Consider the following 19,735-nt stretch of genomic DNA (forward strand, 5'->3'; position numbering starts at 1 on the left):
AACTGTTTGTATATCCGAAGTGTTGCCTCTAGGCTGAGATGCCAGACCACGGTGTCCGCCGGAGCCCCGTGCGGCGCCGAGTGAGGAGCGAGTCATGGCAGCCGCCACGCCCGGGCACTCCGGCCCGATGTTCGACCCACCGCACCCGTACGGCTACGTGTACATCGGCGTGAGCGTGTCACCGCCCGAACGCGGGCCCATCGTGCGAGGTGACCGGAGACGGGAGGAGGCCCTGGCGGAGTTCGGCGGGCTTCTCCCCGAGGTGGAGGCCCGGCCCGAGGTCGTCGCCGTCGCTCTCTACGAAGCCGTGTTCATGCCGCCGCTGTCCGGAGCCCCCCGGTACGACGTCCTCCTTCTCATCACGACCGTCTCGCCCGAGGCCGCCGACGACCTCTTGGGCTCGGAGGCCTATCGGGCATTGGACGGAGAGCTCGTGATGGTCGCCCGCAACGTCCGCCGGATCGGCGAGACCGAGGACGGTTCCAGGTCGACCTTCCTGTTCAACCACTTCACCGCGCCCGATCCCGAACGCGCCGTCGTGGCCTGGGAGGACCTGGCCCACTGGTACGTCACCTCGATCGGGGTGGACAACAGCACCCTCCTGCGACCACAGGGAGAAGCCGCCTTCGCCATGGTCAACCAGGTTCGGTTGCCGGGAGGGCCGCTGCGCTTCCTGCTCGCGCAATTCGTTCGGCCGAGTTTCTTCCGAAGGGTGCGCGGCGGGCTGCGCTCGGAGGGGATGAGGGCGCTGCCGGTGTTCTATCGGCGCGTCTGAACGTGCTGCGGCGGCCCGGACTCATGGCAGGGGGAAAAGGGGACGGGTTCGAGGGCGAGCGTCGCTCTGCGTTCCGCTCAGCGCTTCTCGGGGAGTTCCTCAGGGGGTGGGGAAGGACTTGCGGTGCCGTACCGCACGCACCGCGACCGCGCCGGCCACCGCACCCGCCACGGCCGCGGGGACGGCCACCTTCAGGGCTCGTCGGTGTCTGCGGAAGTCGTGGACCGGCCACTGGTGGGTCCGGGCGTACCGGCGCAGGTCCCCGTCCGGGTTGACCGCGTGCGGATCGCCCACCAACGACAGCAGCGGCAGGTCGTTCGAGGAGTCGCTGTAGGCCGAGCAGCCCGCCAGGTCCCACCCCTCCTTGCGGGCGAGCTCCCGCACCGCCACGGCCTTGGCCGGACCATGCAGCAGGTCGCCGTTGAGTCGTCCGGTGTAGACCCCGTCGACGCTCTCGGCCTCGGTGCCCAATGCGCCGGTCAGTCCCAGCCGGTGTCGGATGATCTCCGCCAGTTCCACCGGGGTCGCGGTGACCAGCCAGACCGGCCGCCCGGCGTCCAGGTGGCCTTGAACGAGCCGTCGGGCGCCCTCCCAGATGCGATCGGCCATGGTGTCGTCGTAGATCTCCTCGCAGAGGGCGACCAGGTCCCGCACGTCGTGTCCGGCGACGAACGCCAGGGCGGCCTCACGTGCGGCGTTGATGTGCTCGGGTTGTTCGCTGCCGGTCACCCTGAACACCGTCTGCCCCCACGCGAACCGCATGAGGTCGCGAGTGGTGAACAGGTCACGGGAGGCGAGCCCGCGGGCGAAGTGGTAGATCGAAGCGCCGCGCATCAGGGTGTTGTCCACGTCGAAGAAGGCGGCGCCGGGACCGATCGGGTTCGGGAACGTCGCGTCCAATGGCACGGTTCTCTCCTGGATCAGGTGGGGGAGGTCGCCCTCCGGCGGCCGGGGTGAGGCCCCCGCGTACTGTGAGCCTAGGGGCACGAGGCGCCCCGGTGGGGCCGCTGCACCGCCACGAGAATCCTGGTGATGAAGCTCACAGTGTAAAAGGCGGTTCCGGCCCGCACTCTGCGAGATCTCCTCAGGGGCCGACCCCTCAAAAGTGCACGTTGTGCACATCCACTCATCAGCGTGCATCATCATTGTCGAGATGGTCACGGTAGGTCTGACATTCATTAGCGCGTTGGTCGGCTGGAGCGCCACCGCCGCGCTGACCGCTTATGCCCAACGTCGGCCCGGTATCGCCGCGATCGCATGGTTGATCGCCGCGCTGGCCGTCACGGTGGGACTCAGCGCCGCGGTGATCGGGGTGCTGTTCGATTTCGGTGAGCCCACCTTCCGACTCCTGCAACTGGGTGTCAGCCTCCTCGGGCCCGTCTACATGGCGTGGGGGGCCTTCGAATACGCGGTCCGCGCGCCGAACGCCCGGTTCACCTCACGCCTGTTCCTCAGCGTCTTCACCATCGTTCCCCTGGTGGTGCTGGCCGTCGACCGCGCCAGCGGTCGCTTCGACTCCTCCTTCCCCCCGCTGGCCGAACACTACGATCTGATCCCGCGCGCGCTCGTGAACGGTGCGCAGGTCTTCGCCGTCGTCCTCCTCGTCACCGCGCTGGTCTCCGTCGCGCGGCGCGGCCTCCGCGGCCCCGGGAGGACCGATCTGATCGTTCTCGGGCTGCTCGCCCTGGCCACGCTCCTCTCCGCGGTCGTCGGCCGCTTCGGGCTGGACGCCGTGGGCCCGCTGCTGATGCTCGGCGCGGTCTCCGCGCTCTGGGGCGCCGGAGCACTGGCGGCCAAGCCCCGTCGCGACGTCTACGACGATGACGACGACTACTACGACGACGAGTACGACGACGCGGACGACGAACTCGACGAACCGCAGGAGGAGCCCGTGCGCCGTAAGCGCCGCAACGCCGACCACTACGACGACCACTTCGCAGGGGCCCCGGCGCCCACGCCGCCCAGCAGCAAGCTGCGCGGCGTCATCACGATCTACACGCTCGCCGACGGGCAGGGTGACGGCTTCGACCGGCTCGCCAACGCCGTCGTCGGCGAGGTGTCCGCGCGTGAGCCCGACACCCTTTTGTTCGCCTCGCACACGGTGCCCAGCGCGCCGTTGCAGCGCATCGTCTACGCGATCTACCGGGACGAGCTCGCGCAGGAGGAACACGAGCAGCAGTCGCACATGCTGGAGTTCGCCCGCCGACTGCCGGCGCACGTGGTCGCCACCAACGTGATCGAACTCTCGCTCTCCGACGCGTCCGCCAACGACGGCCTCGCCGCCATGCTGATGCCTCGTTGACGCGATCCGCGTGATCCCCGCTGGAACAGCGGTTTCGTCGCCGGCGCCCCTCTCCGTAACGGATGGGGGCGCCTCGCTCGTTCACCCTCCGCCCACGCCTCGAAGGCGCCCCACGCCGCCCCCGGTTCCTCTCGTTCGCGTCTCGATGGCTCGGGACCGCAACCAACCCGGACATCTCCGCGTCATATGCGAAGTGACGTACCCTTCCCTACAGGTTTTTCATGACCGGTGCCCTCCGGGTGCCGGTGGCGTGTGACCACGACCGGCCGGACGACCCAGCCGAGAGGCGCGCCGGATCGAAAGCCGGATCGAAAGAAAGTGTGCTGGGATCTCCGATGCGTAAGTTCCTTCTCGTCTTCCTGATCCTCCTCGCGGCTCTCGTGGTGGTGGCGGACATCGGGGCGCGTTCATTCGCGCAGAACACCCTCGCCGAACGTCTGGCCGATCAGATGGAGATGTCCGAGGATCCGGACGTGTCCATCGAGGGTTGGGCCTTCCTGCCGCAGGTACTGAGCGGTACCTACACCGAGGTCGACATCAACGCCGACAGCGCCACGATGAGCGATGTGACGGTCGAGCAGGTCGAGGCCACCGCCTCGAACGTCGAGGCGCCGCTGAGCGACCTCATGGACCAGCCCACCGTGATCGCGGGCCAGGTCGAGGGCTCCTTCGTGGTGCCCTACTCCTACTTCAACCCCTACCTGCCCGAGGGCATGACCATCAGCACGGAGGGCGACGAGCCCCGCATCAGCGGTGAGCTCGCCTTGCCCGAACTGGGTCTGAGCACCTCGGTGTCCAGCGCCGGCGAGTTCACGGTCGACGGGGACGTCCTCTCCGTCACCCCTCGGGACATCGAGGTCGGTGACCTGCCGATCGACGTCGACGACCAGGTGGCCGGAATGCTCACCTTCAGCGCGCAGGTCCCCGAGTTGCCGCTCGGCCTGACCGTCACCGACGTGGAGGCCACTTCCAGTGGCCTGCTGATCACCGGTGCCGGCTTGGACCTTCCGCTGATGGGTTCCGAGGTCGCCTGATGGCCCCCGCGGTGGAGTCGCTCGGCGCCGAGGAGATCGGCGCCGAGCTGGGGGCGAGGGCCACCCTCGTGCAGATCTCCAGTGCCTTCTGCCAGCCCTGCCGAGCCACCCGCCGCGTCCTGACGGAAGTGGCGTCGATGGTGGAGGGTGTGGCCAACGTCGAGGTCGACGCCGAGTCGCACCTGGACCTGGTGCGTCGGCTGGAGGTGCGGGGGACCCCCACCGTCTTCGTCCTGGACGCTTCCGGCCGGATCGTGCGGCGGGCACAAGGCCAGCCCCGCAAACCCGACGTGATCGCCGCGCTCGGACAGGCCGTCTCCTAGACCCGAGCCCGGGCGGTTCTCTTCCATGAATGCTCTCCGAGACGCCGTTCTCATATTCCGGAACACCCTGAAAGCCAGTCCGGCCCGGCGGAGCGGGCAATACGGCTTCCCCTGTGATCCAGGCCACCAGTGACAATCAGTGGTGCTGCCTGTAGCGTCTAAGACGTGACTTCCTTGACGAGCGCGTATCTGACGAAGCGACGGGCGGTTGATTTCTGCCGCGTCGCCGCCGCGCTCTGTCCATGTCCCTAGGGCGGACGGGCCCTCGGCCCCGCCTATTTCGTGCGATCGGCTTCCTCGGATCTCCACGCACACAGGGATGAAGTTTCATGCGAGTCGAGTTCGACGGGCGTTCGTACGCCCCCGGCACAGAGCGACACATCGACGCCCGCACCCTCGTGAGCTCGGAGCGGCAGGCCGCGACCACGTTCGCCCCTACTCCGCGTAGTGCCCTTCCCGCCTTCCACCCGGCCCCTCGCCGGGTGTAGCGGGGTACCCCGAACACGTCCCCCCGACAGGGGACATCCCCATCAGGGGAAGGCCACGACGACACCCCGACTTCCGGCAGCAGGGCCCGGAAGCACCACGCATCCGACTCACACGCGACATCGCACAGAAACACAGGAGGTTCCCCATGAGCCGCTCCGACGTCCTCGTGGACGCCGACTGGGTGGAGGCTCACCTGGACGACGCCGACGTCGTTCTCGTCGAGGTGGACGAGGACACGTCCGCCTACGACAAGGGCCACATCCGAGGCGCTGTCAAGATCGACTGGAAGACGGACCTTCAGGACCCGGTCCGCCACGACTTCGTGGACAAGACCGGCTTCGAGAACCTGCTGTCGGCCAAGGGCATCGGCAACGACGACCAGGTCATCCTGTACGGCGGTAACAACAACTGGTTCGCCGCCTACGCGTACTGGTACTTCAAGCTCTACGGCCACGAGAACATCCGCCTGTTGGACGGTGGCCGCAAGAAGTGGGAGCTCGACTCCCGCGAGCTGGTCAAGGACGTCCCCGAGCGGGCCGCGACCGAGTACGAGGCCAAGGAACAGGACACCTCGATCCGCGCCTTCCGCGACGAGGTCGTCGAGGCCATCGGCACCAAGGCCCTGGTCGACGTCCGCTCGCCCGACGAGTTCACCGGCAAGCTGCTCGCCCCGGCACACCTCCCGCAGGAGGCGGCCCAGATCGGTGGGCACATCCCCACCGCGCGCAACATCCCGTGGGCCAAGACGGCCAACGAGGACGGCACCTTCAAGACCGCCGAGGAACTGCGCGAGCTCTACACCGAGGCCGGTGTGGACCTGGACAAGGACATCATCGCCTACTGCCGTATCGGCGAGCGCTCCTCGCACAGCTGGTTCGCGCTCCGCGAGATCGTCGGCATCCCGAACGTCAAGAACTACGACGGCTCCTGGAGCGAGTACGGCTCCCTGGTCGGCGTTCCGGTCGAGGTGGGGGAGGCCGAGCCCAAGTGAGCGACAGTTGCGGAGCCCCCGAGGGCGGTGTCGCCCTGGCCGACGTCGACGCGGGAAGCCAGGCGGTCATCCAGGGCACGGTGACACGTGACGGGCAGCCGCTGCGCGGTGCCTACGCCCGTCTGCTGAACTCCTCCGACGACTTCGTCGGAGAGGTCGCCACCGGTGACGAGGGGACCTTCCGGTTCTTCGCCACCGATGGTGCCTGGAAGGTGCGGGTGCTGGCCTCGAAGGGCTTCACCGGCGAATACCCCGTCCAGGCGGAGGTCGGCAAGGTCGTGGACGTACAGGTCCAGGCCTGACCGACGGTCGAACCACCGCAGCGCCGGTGCCGACGGAGAGATCCGTCCGGCACCGGCGCCGCGTCGTTTTCCAGGCTCAGCGCTCCCGGGGCGGTGGCGGCTCCTCATCCGGAACTTCGTACAGCTCGGCGAGCTCCCGGTTGATCGCCAGAGCCAGCCTCGCCTGGTCGAGCATCGCCTGGCGGTAGAAGGGGGAAGTGGCGGCGAAGGAGAAGGCGGCGATCCCGAACCACAGGAAGACGGAGGACCCATCCTGAACCATCGACCTGGCGATCAGGATCACAGAGTTGCCGAGAAGGAACAGGATCATGCCTGAGAAGTACCAAGGGTTCTGCCACCGGCGATTCAGGTCGGCGGCCGCACTGACGGTCAGCTGAGCCGTTTCGGGGTCGGGCGCGGGCGCACCACGGCGCAGGTACGGACGGATCCTGCGCCGTTCCGCGCCGATCGGTGCCTTGTGGGCGAGGGCGCGTTCCCTCCAGTGGGTGCGCCCCCTTCGGTGATTCCAGACATGGCCCCGTGCCACGCAGACCAGGGCGGCGACCATGAGCAGGAGTGAGAACAGAGGCAGGACGAGGGTGGGACCGGAGATGGGGGACTCCCGGGTATCCGAGGGGCGTGACCTTCGCCGGCATTATGTCGCTTCACCGGTCGCGCGGATCGTCCGGGTTCCGGCCGACGAGGGAGTCGGGTGAGCGGCCGCTCGACGCGTGGGTTTTCCACAGGTGGGGGATCGGTACTGGAAAGCGGGGGGCGGCCCTGCTTCACTGATGATCACGGCCACGCCGCTCGAAGGTCCGTGCGCGTTCCGTGTTCGAACGTCGGGCATGGCCGGCCGTGGCAAGCACGAGGGCGCCGGTACGCCGGTGCCCGAGCTTCGACCGCCCAGTGGCCGAAGCCCCCCACATGAACGATTCCCCGGCGGTCCCTCTCTGCCGCCGGCGAGGAGGTGTTCGGACGGTGCCCAAAGCACGGTCGTCGGCGAACGCGGCCCGAGGCGAGACGGGACGCACCTACCTCGGATGGCGGCACAGGATCCTCCTGCCACCACCCGGTCCCGCCCCGCGCCGTCCCGCGCCCTCGGACGCGCAGACGGTCTCCGAGGAGTGGATCGCGGGTCAGCGTGACAGCGAGGCGCAGACCAACCGTCCCCTCTACTTCGCGCTGGTCGGACTCGCCCTACCGGCGCTCCTGTTCCCGGCGCTGTGGCTGATGCGCGTCCTTCCCGGCAGTCTGGCGCTGGGCGGCGTGTTCGCCTGCGTGGCCATCGCGGCGCCCGTCGCCTTCGCGCTCGTCCAGAGCCGCCAGGTCATCTCCGAACGCCTGGAACGGGCGAAGGAACGACTGGCCGCCGAACGTACCGAGCGGGAACGGATCCTGCGCGAACGGCAACGCGAACACGCCACCCGGTACACCGAATGGCAGGCGGCCTCCCGTGCCTACGAGGCGCAACCACGCTGGTACGGCATGACCGTGCCGGCCGGCACCTCCGCGGTGGTCGTGGTGGGCGGGGGCGACACCGGGTGGTCGGCGCTGCTCACCACCGTCGGTGTCTCCCGGTTGAGGGAGGGCGGTGACCTGACGGTCGTCGACCTCACCGGGCACGGGGTCGCCCGCGAACTCGTCCGTCTCGCCCGTCGTTGCGCCGTGGAGCCGCGCAGATGGGTGCTCCCCGCCGACTTACCGCGGATGACCCTGGGAACCGACCTGGACGCCGGTCAGCGTGCCCGCGTCCTCTCCGCCGTCGCCGCGGCCACGGGGAGGGTCCAGGACGTCGACGCCGACGAGACGCTGTTGCTGCGTCTGTTGGAGGTGCTCGGCCGGAACGTGGACATCGCCCGCCTCATCGGTGGTCTGCGCGCCCTGCTGACCCCCGCCGACGACGACGCCGAGGACGACCCCGCCCTGGCCCTGCTCACCGTGGACGAACGCACCAGGGTGCGGGAACGCTGCGCGGACGACCCCGAGGTCCGTGAACGGGCCTGGGCCCTGGAAGAGCGACTCAGCCCGTTCGAAGCGGTCGGTACCCGCGCCGACGACGCCGCCTACGCCCAGGTCAAGATCATCTCCACCGACCGGGCCTCCGGGGCGGCGGCCGCGCGGGTGTACGGAACCTACGCGGTGGCGGCGCTCAGCGAGCTCCTGGAGACACGTGAACCGGGCCCGGCGGTCCCCGGGGGTAGAGCCCCACGGGTACGACCGGATCGAACCCGTACCGTGGTCGTCTGCGGCGCGGAGACACTTCCGGAGGAGGAGGTGGAGCAGGTCCTGAACGCGGCCGAGGACGGCGGTGTCGAGGTGGTCCTGATGTTCCGCGAGGCGGTGCCCGCCGCGGTCCGCCACCTGTCCGATCCGTCCTGCCTGCCCGTGGTGATGCGGCGGCCCGATCGGGACGGGAGGGTCGCGCGAGTGGTCGCCGAGGTGGTCGACGGATCCGGGAGCGACCGGGAGGACCTGGAGATCCACCGGCTCACCGAGGTGATCGGCGAGGCCGTCGGCGCTTCGGTCACCGAACTCGACGGTGACGACGAGAACGCTTCCGACGAGGAACCCCTCTTCCCCTCTCCGCACACCGAGTCCGGTGCGCTCATCCGCAACGCGGCCGCCGCGATCTCCCCGCTGGATCTGGTCAGGCATGTGAGATCCGCCACGGCCTGGGGGCGGGCCACCGCGCAGGCGGCGGAGATCGACACCCCCATCGCGTCGACGGGGGAAGAGGAGACCACGGTGCGGATCAGCGCTCTGGACGCGGAGTCGCTCCGGGAGCTGCCACCCACCGCGGCCCTCGTCCTGACCTCGGCCGGCCCGGTCCTGACCGACACCAATCCGGGTATTCTCACCCTGTCCACAGCCACCCTCGCCACCGCCGAGGACCACCGGAACCCCGGTATCGGTAGGGGCGTCGGCCGGGTCGAGGGCCCAGATGGTCCGGGTCCGAAGGCCGAGGAACCACGGCGTTCCCCGGCCGGCGGCACGAGGATCGAACCACCGGGTGACAGCGCGCGGGGCCCCGGACCCGGAAACGCATCCATGGTCGGGAACGTCCCGGAAACGCCCGAATCGGTGACCGGCGACGGTTCCGATCCGACACGGGTCCCGCCCAACCTCGGGCCGCCACCCGAGCGGTTGGACTGGCGGGTCTGAACAGCGGTGGACAATAGGCTTGGCCCGACACATCGCCCGCCGCCACAGCGCGTTCGCGCGGGTGATCTAGCGATCGTGGAGATTTGATGAGCGAGCTTTCCTTGCGCGCCCAACTGGCTTCGGTACTGGGCAGGAGCGCGGCAGGCCTGTCCAGGGCCACCGGACGCGGAGACGGCTCCGTTATCGGCGGCCGCGTCGCCCTGAAGGTCGAACCCGACCTGCTCGCCAAGCTCGCCCAGGGTCGCCGTCTCGCCCTGGTCAGCGCCACCAACGGCAAGACCACCACGACCCGTCTCATCTCGCAGGCCCTGCGTGAGTTCGGTGACGTGGCCACCAACGAACACGGCGCGAACATGCCCACCGGGCACATCACCGCGCTGGCCGCCAACAAGGCCGCCGTCAACGGCGTGCTGGAGGTCGACGAGAAGTACCTCCCGCAGGTCATCAAGGCGACCAACCCCGCCTTCGTCGTACTGATGAACCTCAGCCGTGACCAGATGGACCGCGCCTCGGAGATCAACCTCCTCGCGAAGAAGTGGCGCACCACCCTGGCGCAGAGCAACACCCACGTGATCGCCAACGCCGACGACCCCCTCGTGGCGTGGGCCGGTCTGGGCGCTCCCAACGCCACCTGGGTCTCCGCCGGCCAGCGCTGGAAGGAGGACTCCTGGTGTTGCCCCGAGTGCGGCGCCCACCTCAAGCGCGAGGTCGATCCACACTGGGAGTGCCCCGAGTGCGGCCTGGCCCGGCCTCGGACCACCTGGGCGGTGGACAACGACTCCGACACCCTCATCACCCCCGAGGGGCAGCAGATCAAGCTTCGCCTCAACCTGCCGGGTGACGCCAACCGCTCCAACGCGGCGATCGCCGCGGCCACCGCCGCCGCCTATGGCATCCACCCCGAGCGCACCGTCGAACGCCTCCGCGACATCACCTCGGTGGCGGGCCGCTACACCTCCGTGGTGACCATGGGCGTGGAGGTTCGCCTCCTGCTCGCCAAGAACCCGGCCGGATGGCTCGAATCCTTCGCCGTCCTCGACCCGCCGCGGGTTCCGGTCATCCTGGCGGTCAACGCCCAGGTCTCCGACGGTAAGGACACCTCCTGGCTGTGGGACGTGGACTACAGGGTCCTGCGCGACCGTCGGGTCTTCATCATGGGTGAGCGTCGTACCGACCTCGCCCTGCGGCTGGAGACCGACGAGGTTCCCTTCGAGGTCGCCGAGCGGGTGGACGAGGTTCTGGCCAAGCTCAAGGCAGACCGTCCCGACATCACCAAGGTCGACGTCATCGCCAACTACACCGCCTTCCAGCAGATCCGCACCGCGTACGGCCGCATCCAGTAGGAGACCCAGCCATGTCGAACAACAGCAGCGCCCTGCGGATCGTGTGGATCTACCCCGACCTGCTCAGCACCTACGGGGACCAGGGCAACGTCCTCATCCTCAAGCGTCGCGCCGAACTGCGCGGCATCCCGACCGAGGTCGTACAGGTCAACTCCAGCGACTCCGTGCCCGAGCAGGGTGACGTCTACCTGCTCGGCGGTGGCGAGGACCGGCCGCAGATCCTGGCCGCCGAGCGTCTTCGCGCCGACGGTGGTCTGGCCCGGGCCGCCGCGCGCGGCGCCTGCGTCTTCGCGGTCTGCGCCGGTTACCAGATCATCGGTGAGAGCTACGGCGACAACGACGACAATCCGCTCCCCGGCGTGGGCATCCTCGACATCCGCAGCGGCCGTGGTCAGAGCCGCGCCGTGGGCGAGATCGTCGCCGACGTCGACCCCGCCTTGGGCGTGGGTCGGATCACCGGGTTCGAGAACCACCAGGGCCGGACCGCCATCGGTCCGCAGGCCCGACCGCTGTCCACCACGGTGAAGGGCATCGGCAACGACGACCGCACCGAGGGCGCCTACCAGGGCCAGGTGCTCGGTACCTACCTGCACGGGCCGGCCTTGCCGCGCAACCCGCAACTGGCCGACCTGCTGTTGCGTTGGCGTGTGGGGCAGTTGAACCCGCTGCCCCCGGCCTGGGGCGAGCGTCTGCACGACGAACGCCTGACGGCGGCTCTTCGCTAGAGACTCGATCGGCCCGGTGGGAGTCCTTCCCATCGGGCCTTCGTGTGTCCGGAGCCGGTGGGCACCCTCGCCGGTCACCAGCGGTGGCGTTGGAACAGGGGGGAGACACGGCCCATCCCCAGCACATGGGCGAATTCGTGGTGGGTGAGACCGTTCTCCCGGTGGGAGACGGGGGCGCGCCAGTGGGGTTCCGGCCGTGTGGGCGCGCGGTCGTCGGGGCTCTCTCGGTCAGGGCCGACGAATCGTCTCAGTCTGACCCAAAGGTCCACCGGTCGGTCGATTCCGCTCATCCACGTCCCCCGATTCGTTCGTGCCGCGCAGGCCTTCAGGGGAAGATAACGAGTGGGTCGGGCTCCGCGGGTGGTAACCGATGAAGAACCACCGATAACCCTCCGTGGCGAGGGTCGGATTTCGGTCGAGGGTGGGCAAACGGGGCACAATTTCGGAATGTCCGTGCTGTGGTATGTGTCACACGGGTATGAGTGCCACCGATCCGCCCCCAGGTTCCGTCGGCCGCTTCGGACGGTCCGCACGTGTCCTCGCGATCCCCGTCGCCGTGCTCGTGGCGGCCGGTGGGTGCACGGCGGCGTTGGCCGCCATGGGCGGGCTGCCGACCCCCGATGTGCGGATCGTGGTGGGAGAGGAGGATCGCGACCCGGCGGGAAGCGGGTCGGAACAGGGCGCGCGGTCCGATCCGGAGACCTCGCCCGCGCCCTCCGCGGAACCGACCGAGGAACCGAGACAGCCGGAGGCGTCCGGTCCCGGGCAGCAGGCGGACCCTTCCGAATCCGTGCCGCTGTCCTCCTTCAACGGATCCTCGACGTCGGTCGGTCCGTTCCGGGTGGAGGTCGAGGTGGCCTACACCGACAGCACCATCACCGACGGGATGGGCACGAACGCCACCGCCCCCTCGGGCATGACGTACTACATCTACCGGCTCAACGTCACCAACGAGGGTTCCTCACCGGCGATCTTCGACAGCAACGGCACCCGGGGCCACACCACGGACGGGGAGACCTTCGCCAACGATCCCGATGCCGAGTGGACCGTGGCCCATGACTACTTCTGGGACGAGATCAACCCCGGCACCACGGTCACCACGCACCTGATGTTCCTGGCGCCCGAGGGCACCGATTTCGACCACGTTCTGGTCTCCGGGCAGAGCGACCTACGACCTTCCTGAAGCCCTACCGAGGTCGGCGACGCAGATCGATCTGGGCGTTGGCCCCGGTGTCCGGGTCCACGATGACCTCCTGGCCGGCGGCGATACCGTCCACCGCCAGAACGGCGTCGATCGGCGCCGTCCGCTTGACCAGCCCCAGCGCGATCGGCCCCAACTCGTGGTGGCGGGCGGAACTGCCCACGCGGCCGATCCGACGCCCCTCCAACTCGATGTCGGCGCCCACCACGGGGAGCCGCTCCCTGGTGCCGTCCAGGTGCAGCAGCACCAGGCGGCGCGGGGGACGACCCAGGTTGTGCACCCGGGCCACCGTCTCCTGCCCGGGGTAGCAGCCCTTCTCCAGATGCACGGCGGAACCGATCCAGTCCATCTCGTGCGGAATGGCGCGCTCGTCGGAGTCCAGACCGGCCCGAGCCCGGTGCGAGGCGATCCTGTGCGCCTCATAAGCCCACATGCCGGCCGGTCGGGTTCCCGCCTCCGTCAGCTTCCTCGCGGTGGTCACGAGCTCCTCGGAGGGCACGAACAGGTCGATCTCGTGCTCGGTGGCCCGGGTGACCGGACCCTCCACCACGGCCAGTGCCTTGTCCCGGTCCGGGCCGAGCAACGTCAACACCGAGAGCGAGTCCGAGAGGTCCTCGACCTCCACCCGCAGCATGAACACCATCGAGTCCAGGAACCGGGCCGTCTCGGCGGCGTCACCCGGCTCGGTGTGCATCCAGGTGGACTCACCGTCGTCCACCATCGACAGGTGGTGCTTCAGCCGGCCACGCGCGTCCATGATCAGCGCCTCGGTGCCGACGCCCGGGGCCAGGTCCCGGGTCAGCTGGCTGGTGAGGTCGTTGAGCCAGCCAAGACGGTCGGGTCCGCTCACCCGCACCACACCCCGGTTGCTCCGGTCGACCCAGGCGCTGGAACGTTCGATCGCGCGGCCCTCGTGCGAGGGGTCGCCGTAGTGCGCGGCGACGTCGGTGTCGGGGGTCTCGGCGCTCACGGCACCGGGTGTGGTCAGCAACGGCGAAGTCATACCGCCGAGGGTATCCGCCCCGTCCAAGAGGACACAGGGGCGCGATCGACCTGGGGATACAGATCACAGAAAATCACTTGCCCGCCACCGTCCACGAGACGTAGTTTGGCGGCACGCAGGAAAGGAGGTGGTCCAGAACATGATTGACCCTAGGACCGGCGAGGTGGCCGTCCGCTAGGACGACGCCGAGCATTCGCTCGACGTACGTCGTAGGCGAATCCCAGACGGACACCCGAACCCCGGGCTGTCGGACCTAGTCCGATCCGACCCTCTCGTAGGAGCCGGCCCGGGGTTCGTCCATGTCCAGACCCCGAACGGGCCTACTTGCCGTCGTTCGGCTCGATCTCGGCCACGCGCTTGAGTTGGGCGGACATGTACGACTGAAGCCCCAGGTCGCGGGCGGCCAGATCCCACGCGTAACCCAGGGTCTGGCTTCCGTCGTTGAACAGCCCGTACAGGCGGTGCGACCCCTGTACCTCCAGACCGGTGATGGTGCGCACGATCCCGGCGCTTCGCATCTCCACCCGGTTGGCGAACACGTTGCCCTCGTAGGACTCCAGGTAGCCCTCGTTGTGGGCGATCATCACCTCGAGGTGGACGATGTTGTTCTCGTCCTGCGCCGCGTACTGGGCCGTGTCCCCCTTGGAGAGCGCACGCCAGTACCCGGATTCCTCGGTGACCAGCTCGCCGGTGGTCCCGTCCGAGTTCATCCGCCAGACCTTGGCGCTGTAGGCCATGTAGGGCAGCCCCGCGCGCGGGGTGAACTCGACCTCCTGGCCGAACTGGAACTTCTCCTCTTCCACATATCCGGCGACGCCGACGCCCTCCCAACGTCCGAACAGGAAGGACAGTTTCGCCAGATCAGGGTGTACCGCAGCGTCCATAACCCCCGAGAGTAGCGCGCGGCGGAGGTGCCGGTGACCGCTCGCGCGAAGGCATCCGTCACCGCCACCCTCGGGTCCCGGACCGGACATGCCCAATTGGCCCGGCTTTCTCGGAGAACTGGTAAAGATGGTTGACGGACGCGGTGGGTCCTCGGGGCTCGGATCCGCACCGCGGTCCCCCGACCTCCGACACGATTTCCGAACACGATTCCAAAGGGGCTGCCTGTGTTGCTGGTGATCGGTTCGGCGTTGCTCGTCGTCGCGGTGGTCCTCCTGCCACTCGCCTTCGTCGCCCTGCGTCGCTGGCGGCGTCAGCGTGGTCTCGCGCTGCTCCTTCCCGCCGCGGTCGCCGAGCACGAAGGCAAGCGCGTGACCCTCACCGGCGTGGCCGCGCCGGGCCCCGCCGGTGCCATCGAATCCGGGCTGGCGGGTGTCGAGTGCGTCTGGCACGGTCACGAGGTCCTGCGGCACTACCGGCCGTTGGCCCGCGGTCAAGTCGACGGGCAGGTCGGCGAGCGCGCCTGCGACTCCATCGCCGACTACGGCTCCGACGACCTCTTCGGTCTGGTGGGGGAGGGGCGCCCGGGGGACGCGCAGCGCATCTTCGTCGACCCGGCGGACACCGAACCGCAGGAGGCCGAACTCTGCCTCAAACGCCAGGTCGGCCGCCCCCAGCCCGGTGTGGCCGCCACCGCGGACGACCTCCTGCCCAGGGTTCGAGGTCGCATCTCCGGTGTCTTCCGGGGCGAGACCATCGAGTTCGAGTACCGCGAGTGGATCATCCGTACGGGTGCTTCGGTACGCGTCACCGGACGCGTCCACACGCGTGATGGCCGCGTCGTATTGGCCGGCTCGGACGAGGACCCGCTCACCATCGAACACGGTGTGGTCGAACGGGCAACGCGGGTCTCTCCGCGTCGGACCGAGGCCCTGGGCCTGTCCGTCGGGTTCCTGTTCTCCGCCATCGTGGGAACCGTGCTCCTCCTGATCGGCCTCTCGGTAGGCTGACGGACATGTCTCGTTCTTTGGTGATCAAGGTCACGGCCGGCGCGGATGCTCCGGAACGGTGCAATCAGGCGTTCACGGTCGCGACCGCGGCGGTGACCGCCGGCGTCGAGGTCTCCCTCTGGCTGACCGGGGAGTCCGCGTGGTTCGCGGTCCCCGGACGCGCCGAGACCTTCGAACTCGAACACGCCGCTCCGTTGCAGGACCTGCTGGCCGCGGTGCTGGCGGCCGGCCGGGTGACTGTGTGCACCCAGTGCGCGGCCCGACGCGACCTCACCCAGGACGACCTGATCGACGGCGTGCGCATCGCGGGCGCGCAGAGCTTCGTCGAGGAGACCCTCCAGGACGGGGTCCAGGCGCTGGTCTACTGATCCGCCCCGGAAAAACGAAGGTGCCCGTACCACCGTTGGAGGTACGGGCACCGATGTCGTCGTGGGGCGTTACTTCTTGCCCTGGTTGGCGACGGCCTCGATGGCGGCCTTGGCGGCCTCCGGGTCGAGGTAGGTGCCGCCCGGGTTCGTGGGCTTGAAGTTCTCGTCCAGCTCGTAGACGAGCGGGATGCCGGTGGGGATGTTCAGCCCCGCGATGTCGGCGTCGCCGACCCCGTCCAGGTGCTTGACCAGCGCGCGCAGCGAGTTGCCGTGCGCGGCGACCAGGACGGTCTTGCCCGCGGCCAGCTCCGGGACGATGTTGTCGTACCAGTACGGCAGGGCGCGGTCGAGTACGTCCTTGAGGCACTCGGTACGCGGCAGCAGCTCCGGCGGCAGGAGTTCGTAGCGGACGTCGTCGGACTGCGAGTAGGGGTCGTCGTCGGCGATGGGCGGTGGGGGAGTGTCGTAGGAACGACGCCAGATCATGAACTGCTCTTCGCCGTACTCCTCACGGGTCTGAGCCTTGTCCTTGCCCTGAAGCGCGCCGTAGTGACGCTCGTTGAGGCGCCAGGAGCGCTCGACCGGCAGCCAGTGCAGGTCGGCGGTCTCCAGCGCGAGGTCGGCGGTGCGGATGGCGCGCTTGAGCAGCGAGGTGTGCAGCACGTCCGGGGTCACCCCGGCGGACTTGAGCAGCTCGCCGCCACGGCGGGCCTCGTCCTCGCCCTTTGCGGACAGGTCCACGTCCACCCAGCCGGTGAACAGGCCCTTCGCGTTCCAGACACTTTCACCGTGTCGCAGCAGTACCAGAGTTCCCATGGGGGCAAGCCTAGTCACTCGAAGTCCCGGCCGGTTCGGCCAGGTGGGCGAAGGCGCGCAGATTCCGGGTGTCGTGGCCGCGTTCGAGGCGCCACTTCCACTCCTTGCGGATCGCCGAGGCGAATCCCAGCTCCAGCGCCGTGTTGAAGTTCTCGTCCGAGTAGGTGAGCACGCACCCCAACAGCCGGTCGACCTCGTCGACGGTGACGCCGCCCAGGGGGAGCCGGCCACGGATGTACACGTCGCCGACCTCGTCCGAGGTGAACGCCATCCCGTACATGTCGGAGCCGCGCCGGGTCAGCCACTGGTAGAACCCGGCGTGGTTCTCGTCCGGTCGCCGACAGAAGAACGAGGTCAGGGTGAGGCTGTGCGGGCCGGCCTCCAACCACACCAGGGTCTTGAGCTTGGCCGTGCCCGGGATGGTGACCAGGAACGAACCCTCACGTGGGCGTTCGACCTCCAGCTCGGCCTCGCGCACCGCCTGTTCGATCGCCTTGATCGCGTTCTCGCGCGCCGTCGTCTCCGCCACGTGCCTTCCCTTCTCCTCCACGGCCGTCCTCGTCATCGGCATGCCGCCTCGGCCAGCGGGAGCGCGCGCGGGGTCAGGGCCGACCGGTACGCGTCCAACAGGTCGTCCACGGTCCGCGACCAGCTCAGGGTGGCCGCGTGTTCCGGTGCGGCCTCCGCCAGCTTGGCATGCCAGGCCGGTTCGCGAATCAACCGGTGCAGCTCGGTGGCGTAGTGGCGCGGGTCGTGCCCGTCCACCAGGACGCCCGACACCCGGTCGGAGACGGCCGTGGTCAGGCCACCGACGCGGGCCGCCACGACCGGGGTGCCACAGGCCTGTGACTCCACGGCCACCAACCCGAAGGACTCCGAGTAGGAGGGCACCACCGTCACGGTCGCGGCCCGGTAGAAGTCGGCCAGGCGTCGACGGTCCTGGGGCGGTTCCAATCGCACCACGTCGGCCACTCCGAGTGACCGGGCCAGGTCGGTGAGCATGCGGGGCTCGTGCATCCCCCCGCCGGACAGGCCGCCGACCACGCCCACCACGAGGCGATCGCGCAGGGAGGGGTCCTGTTCCAGGAGTTCGGCGGCGGCGCGGATGAGTACGTCCGGGGCCTTCAGCCGTTGCACCCGGCCGACGAAGAGCAGCAGGTGGGCGTCCCGGGGCAGGCCGATCCGTTCCAGGGCCTCGGCGCGAGGTCCGGGCGAGAAGGTGTCCAGATCCACACCGGGCGGGATCGTATGGAGCTGTTCGGGTCGGGCGCCGTAGAAGTCCGAGAGCTGGAGGGCCTCGTCTGCGGTGTTGGCGATGAGCCGGTCGGCCTGGCGGACCAACTGGTCCTCGCCGCGTACCCGGTCCTCCGGTTCGGGGGAGTCGCCTTCGGCGAGGGCGGCGTTCTTCACCCGGGCCATGGTGTGCATCGACTGCACCATCGGCACGCCCCAACGGCGCGCGGCCACGACCCCGGCCTTGCCGGACAGCCAGTAGTGGCCGTGCACGAGGTCGTAGTGGCCCGGTTCGGCCTGTGCCTCGGCCCGCATCATTCCGAAGATGAACGGACACAGGTGTTCGGCGAGGGTGTTCTTGTCCAGGCGCCCGTAGGGGCCAGCGTGCACGTGCCGCACGTTCACCCCGGGAGCGAGTTCGACCACGGGCGGCAGCGACGGCCTGGTGGCCCTGGTGAACACGTCCACCTCCACGCCGCGCTCCGCCATCCGGCGTGCCACCTCGACCACGTAGACGTTGAGCCCTCCGGCGTCACCGGTACCGGGCTGGTCGAGCGGGGAGGTGTGCAGGCTCACCGTCGCGATCCTCAAGGGGACCGCCGCCTGATCACCCAACGGAACGAGTCCGGACACCGGTGGTCCCTCCAGGTCGCGTGTGCGGGCAGTAGTCGTCAACAGCGACGAAGGTACACACTGTTCCCGACCGGCCTGTCCCAGGGGGCGGGGGTTGACCCGGGTGGGGGTCAGGGGGTAGAGGCCCAGCCGGCGACGAGGAAGTCCGCGACATCGGGGAACGTGCGTTTCCAGGTGCGCAGATCGTGGCCGCCGCGGGGACGCAGGGTGGTGACCGTCATACCGTGCTCGGTGAGCAGATCGGAGAAGCGTTCGGCCTCTCCCTGGATCCGCCCCTCCTGGAGAGGAGTGTGGTCCTCACGCCCCTCGACCAGCATGAAGCGCAGGTCGCGCACCTCCTCGGGTTCGAGGAGACGATCAGGGGAGTGCGGATCGGTGTCCGTACCGAGGACGCCGTGCGGGTCGTCGACCCGGAAGTACCCGGCCCAGCTCACCACCTGTGAGTACAGGGCGGGGTTGCGCAGGGCGAGGGCGGCCGCGCCGTAACCGCCCATGGAGAAGCCGCCGATAGCCCTCAAGGAGCGTGGACGAGGATGCTCCCCCTCCACCGCGGTCACGGTCGGGCCGGTGACGAAGCTCTCCAAGGCGAAGCTCCCGTCGTGGGCGTCGGCCCATTCGGTGGTGGACCCGTCCTCGACCTGACCGTGCGGGGCGGCGATCACGAACTCGACCCCGCTGCGGCACATCTGGCGGTCCATCAGTTCGCCAACGCCCGCGTCCATCAGGGTCCGGTGACCGGATGAGGATCCGTGGAGAAGGTAGAGCACGGGAAGGTCGGCGCTGTCCGGTCCGGGGGGTCTGCGGATCCACACGGAACGGCCTTCGTCACCGGTGGCGGCTGTGTCGGGGAGGGTGACCACCTCGTCGCGCCCGGGCTCGTCGCAGACCGCGACGTCGCCCGGACGGGGCAGCGCCGCCGGGGTGGAGTCGGCGTCGGGCGGGACACGCATCTGACCGGTGGCGAGTTCGGGTTCGGTCTCGGACAGGTGGTGTCCGATCCGCTCGACCAGCCGTTCCGGCGGGGCGGTGGCCAGGGACGCGGCGACCACGGCCACGGCACAGGAGGCGAGGAGCACGGTGGCGCGTCGGGAGAAGGAGACGAACACGTCGCAACCTCAAGGGTCGGGGGCAACCGGTGACCGCACGCGAAGCGGTCAGGGA

The 19,735-nt window shown here is 69.2% G+C and carries 21 protein-coding genes; 13 read left to right on the top strand and 8 right to left on the bottom strand.

The features are described 5' to 3' along the window. Positions 1 to 94: 94 nt before the first annotated feature. Complete coding sequence (locus ACWGSK_RS07280; protein ID WP_358503619.1) at positions 95 to 775, top strand: hypothetical protein; 681 nt, start codon at positions 95 to 97, stop codon at positions 773 to 775. 99 nt (positions 776 to 874) lie between these two features. Here ACWGSK_RS07280 and ACWGSK_RS07285 read toward each other — a convergent pair whose 3' ends face one another. Then, a complete protein-coding gene (locus ACWGSK_RS07285) occupies positions 875 to 1,681 on the bottom strand; it encodes an HAD family hydrolase (RefSeq protein WP_452455438.1) in 807 nt (268 codons plus the stop codon). Between the two features lie 247 nt (positions 1,682 to 1,928). On the opposite strand from ACWGSK_RS07285, the gene ACWGSK_RS07290 reads away from it, so the two are divergent. From ACWGSK_RS07290 to ACWGSK_RS07315, 6 genes are all read left to right on the top strand, one after another. Beyond that, on the top strand, positions 1,929 to 3,077 hold the full coding sequence (locus ACWGSK_RS07290; RefSeq protein WP_358503616.1) for a putative quinol monooxygenase: 1,149 nt from the start codon (positions 1,929 to 1,931) through the stop codon (positions 3,075 to 3,077). Positions 3,078 to 3,412: 335 nt separating this feature from the next. Then, positions 3,413 to 4,111, top strand: a complete 699-nt coding sequence (locus tag ACWGSK_RS07295; protein ID WP_452455439.1) for an LmeA family phospholipid-binding protein — start codon at positions 3,413 to 3,415, stop codon at positions 4,109 to 4,111. Continuing rightward, positions 4,111 to 4,434 carry a TlpA family protein disulfide reductase gene (locus tag ACWGSK_RS07300; protein WP_358503610.1) on the top strand — a complete coding sequence of 108 codons (324 nt, stop codon included), beginning with the start codon at positions 4,111 to 4,113 and terminating at the stop codon, positions 4,432 to 4,434. The genes ACWGSK_RS07295 and ACWGSK_RS07300 overlap by 1 nt, the downstream gene beginning before the upstream one ends. A 165-nt stretch (positions 4,435 to 4,599) precedes the next feature. Next, entirely contained in the window at positions 4,600 to 4,686 is an 87-nt protein-coding gene (locus ACWGSK_RS07305; RefSeq protein ID WP_355267795.1) for a putative leader peptide, read from the top strand. 382 nt (positions 4,687 to 5,068) lie between these two features. Next, complete coding sequence (locus ACWGSK_RS07310; protein WP_358503604.1) at positions 5,069 to 5,914, top strand: sulfurtransferase; 846 nt, start codon at positions 5,069 to 5,071, stop codon at positions 5,912 to 5,914. After that, positions 5,911 to 6,216 (top strand): DUF1416 domain-containing protein, encoded by a 306-nt coding sequence (locus ACWGSK_RS07315; RefSeq protein ID WP_067600299.1) that lies wholly within the window; start codon positions 5,911 to 5,913, stop codon positions 6,214 to 6,216. Before ACWGSK_RS07310 ends, ACWGSK_RS07315 begins: the two co-directional genes overlap by 4 nt. Positions 6,217 to 6,292: 76 nt before the next feature. Here ACWGSK_RS07315 and ACWGSK_RS07320 read toward each other — a convergent pair whose 3' ends face one another. Further along, positions 6,293 to 6,763 carry a hypothetical protein gene (locus ACWGSK_RS07320; protein ID WP_358503600.1) on the bottom strand — a complete coding sequence of 157 codons (471 nt, stop codon included), beginning with the start codon at positions 6,761 to 6,763 and terminating at the stop codon, positions 6,293 to 6,295. A 413-nt stretch (positions 6,764 to 7,176) separates the two neighbouring features. Between ACWGSK_RS07320 and ACWGSK_RS07325 the strand changes: the two genes are divergently transcribed. From ACWGSK_RS07325 to ACWGSK_RS07340, 4 genes are all read left to right on the top strand, one after another. Beyond that, positions 7,177 to 9,360 carry a hypothetical protein gene (locus tag ACWGSK_RS07325; protein WP_452455440.1) on the top strand — a complete coding sequence of 728 codons (2,184 nt, stop codon included), beginning with the start codon at positions 7,177 to 7,179 and terminating at the stop codon, positions 9,358 to 9,360. Between the two features lie 86 nt (positions 9,361 to 9,446). Further along, positions 9,447 to 10,703 carry a MurT ligase domain-containing protein gene (locus ACWGSK_RS07330; protein ID WP_358503597.1) on the top strand — a complete coding sequence of 419 codons (1,257 nt, stop codon included), beginning with the start codon at positions 9,447 to 9,449 and terminating at the stop codon, positions 10,701 to 10,703. An 11-nt stretch (positions 10,704 to 10,714) separates the two neighbouring features. Continuing rightward, a complete protein-coding gene (locus ACWGSK_RS07335; RefSeq protein WP_358503595.1) occupies positions 10,715 to 11,428 on the top strand; it encodes a type 1 glutamine amidotransferase in 714 nt (237 codons plus the stop codon). A 478-nt stretch (positions 11,429 to 11,906) separates the two neighbouring features. Next, on the top strand, positions 11,907 to 12,611 hold the full coding sequence (locus ACWGSK_RS07340) for a DUF4352 domain-containing protein (protein WP_358503593.1): 705 nt from the start codon (positions 11,907 to 11,909) through the stop codon (positions 12,609 to 12,611). A 4-nt stretch (positions 12,612 to 12,615) separates the two neighbouring features. Here ACWGSK_RS07340 and ygfZ read toward each other — a convergent pair whose 3' ends face one another. Both ygfZ and ACWGSK_RS07350 read right to left on the bottom strand, forming a co-directional pair. Continuing rightward, the gene (ygfZ, locus tag ACWGSK_RS07345; protein ID WP_358503590.1) at positions 12,616 to 13,632 is read right to left on the bottom strand and encodes a CAF17-like 4Fe-4S cluster assembly/insertion protein YgfZ; all 1,017 of its coding nucleotides are present in this window, start codon (positions 13,630 to 13,632) and stop codon (positions 12,616 to 12,618) included. A 320-nt stretch (positions 13,633 to 13,952) separates the two neighbouring features. Further along, positions 13,953 to 14,516, bottom strand: coding sequence for a nitrobindin family protein (locus tag ACWGSK_RS07350; protein ID WP_358503586.1), 564 nt, complete (start codon positions 14,514 to 14,516; stop codon positions 13,953 to 13,955). Between the two features lie 225 nt (positions 14,517 to 14,741). Between ACWGSK_RS07350 and ACWGSK_RS07355 the strand changes: the two genes are divergently transcribed. Next, a complete protein-coding gene (locus ACWGSK_RS07355; protein WP_358503583.1) occupies positions 14,742 to 15,524 on the top strand; it encodes a hypothetical protein in 783 nt (260 codons plus the stop codon). A gap of 5 nt (positions 15,525 to 15,529) precedes the next feature. After that, positions 15,530 to 15,892, top strand: a complete 363-nt coding sequence (locus tag ACWGSK_RS07360) for a DsrE family protein (RefSeq protein WP_452455441.1) — start codon at positions 15,530 to 15,532, stop codon at positions 15,890 to 15,892. A gap of 69 nt (positions 15,893 to 15,961) precedes the next feature. Here the strand turns inward: ACWGSK_RS07360 and ACWGSK_RS07365 are convergent, their stop codons facing one another. The 4 genes from ACWGSK_RS07365 to ACWGSK_RS07380 all read right to left on the bottom strand — a co-directional run bounded on the left by ACWGSK_RS07365 (position 15,962) and on the right by ACWGSK_RS07380 (position 19,680). After that, entirely contained in the window at positions 15,962 to 16,708 is a 747-nt protein-coding gene (locus ACWGSK_RS07365) for a phosphoglyceromutase (RefSeq protein WP_358503577.1), read from the bottom strand. 10 nt (positions 16,709 to 16,718) lie between these two features. Then, positions 16,719 to 17,279, bottom strand: a complete 561-nt coding sequence (locus tag ACWGSK_RS07370) for a YbjN domain-containing protein (RefSeq protein ID WP_452455442.1) — start codon at positions 17,277 to 17,279, stop codon at positions 16,719 to 16,721. Beyond that, the gene (gene mshA, locus ACWGSK_RS07375; RefSeq protein WP_358504060.1) at positions 17,270 to 18,574 is read right to left on the bottom strand and encodes a D-inositol-3-phosphate glycosyltransferase; all 1,305 of its coding nucleotides are present in this window, start codon (positions 18,572 to 18,574) and stop codon (positions 17,270 to 17,272) included. The genes ACWGSK_RS07370 and mshA overlap by 10 nt, the downstream gene beginning before the upstream one ends. A 110-nt stretch (positions 18,575 to 18,684) precedes the next feature. After that, on the bottom strand, positions 18,685 to 19,680 hold the full coding sequence (locus ACWGSK_RS07380; protein ID WP_358503571.1) for an alpha/beta hydrolase: 996 nt from the start codon (positions 19,678 to 19,680) through the stop codon (positions 18,685 to 18,687). Between the last annotated feature and the right edge of the window lie 55 nt (positions 19,681 to 19,735).

Source organism: Nocardiopsis sp. NPDC055551 (assembly GCF_053619415.1).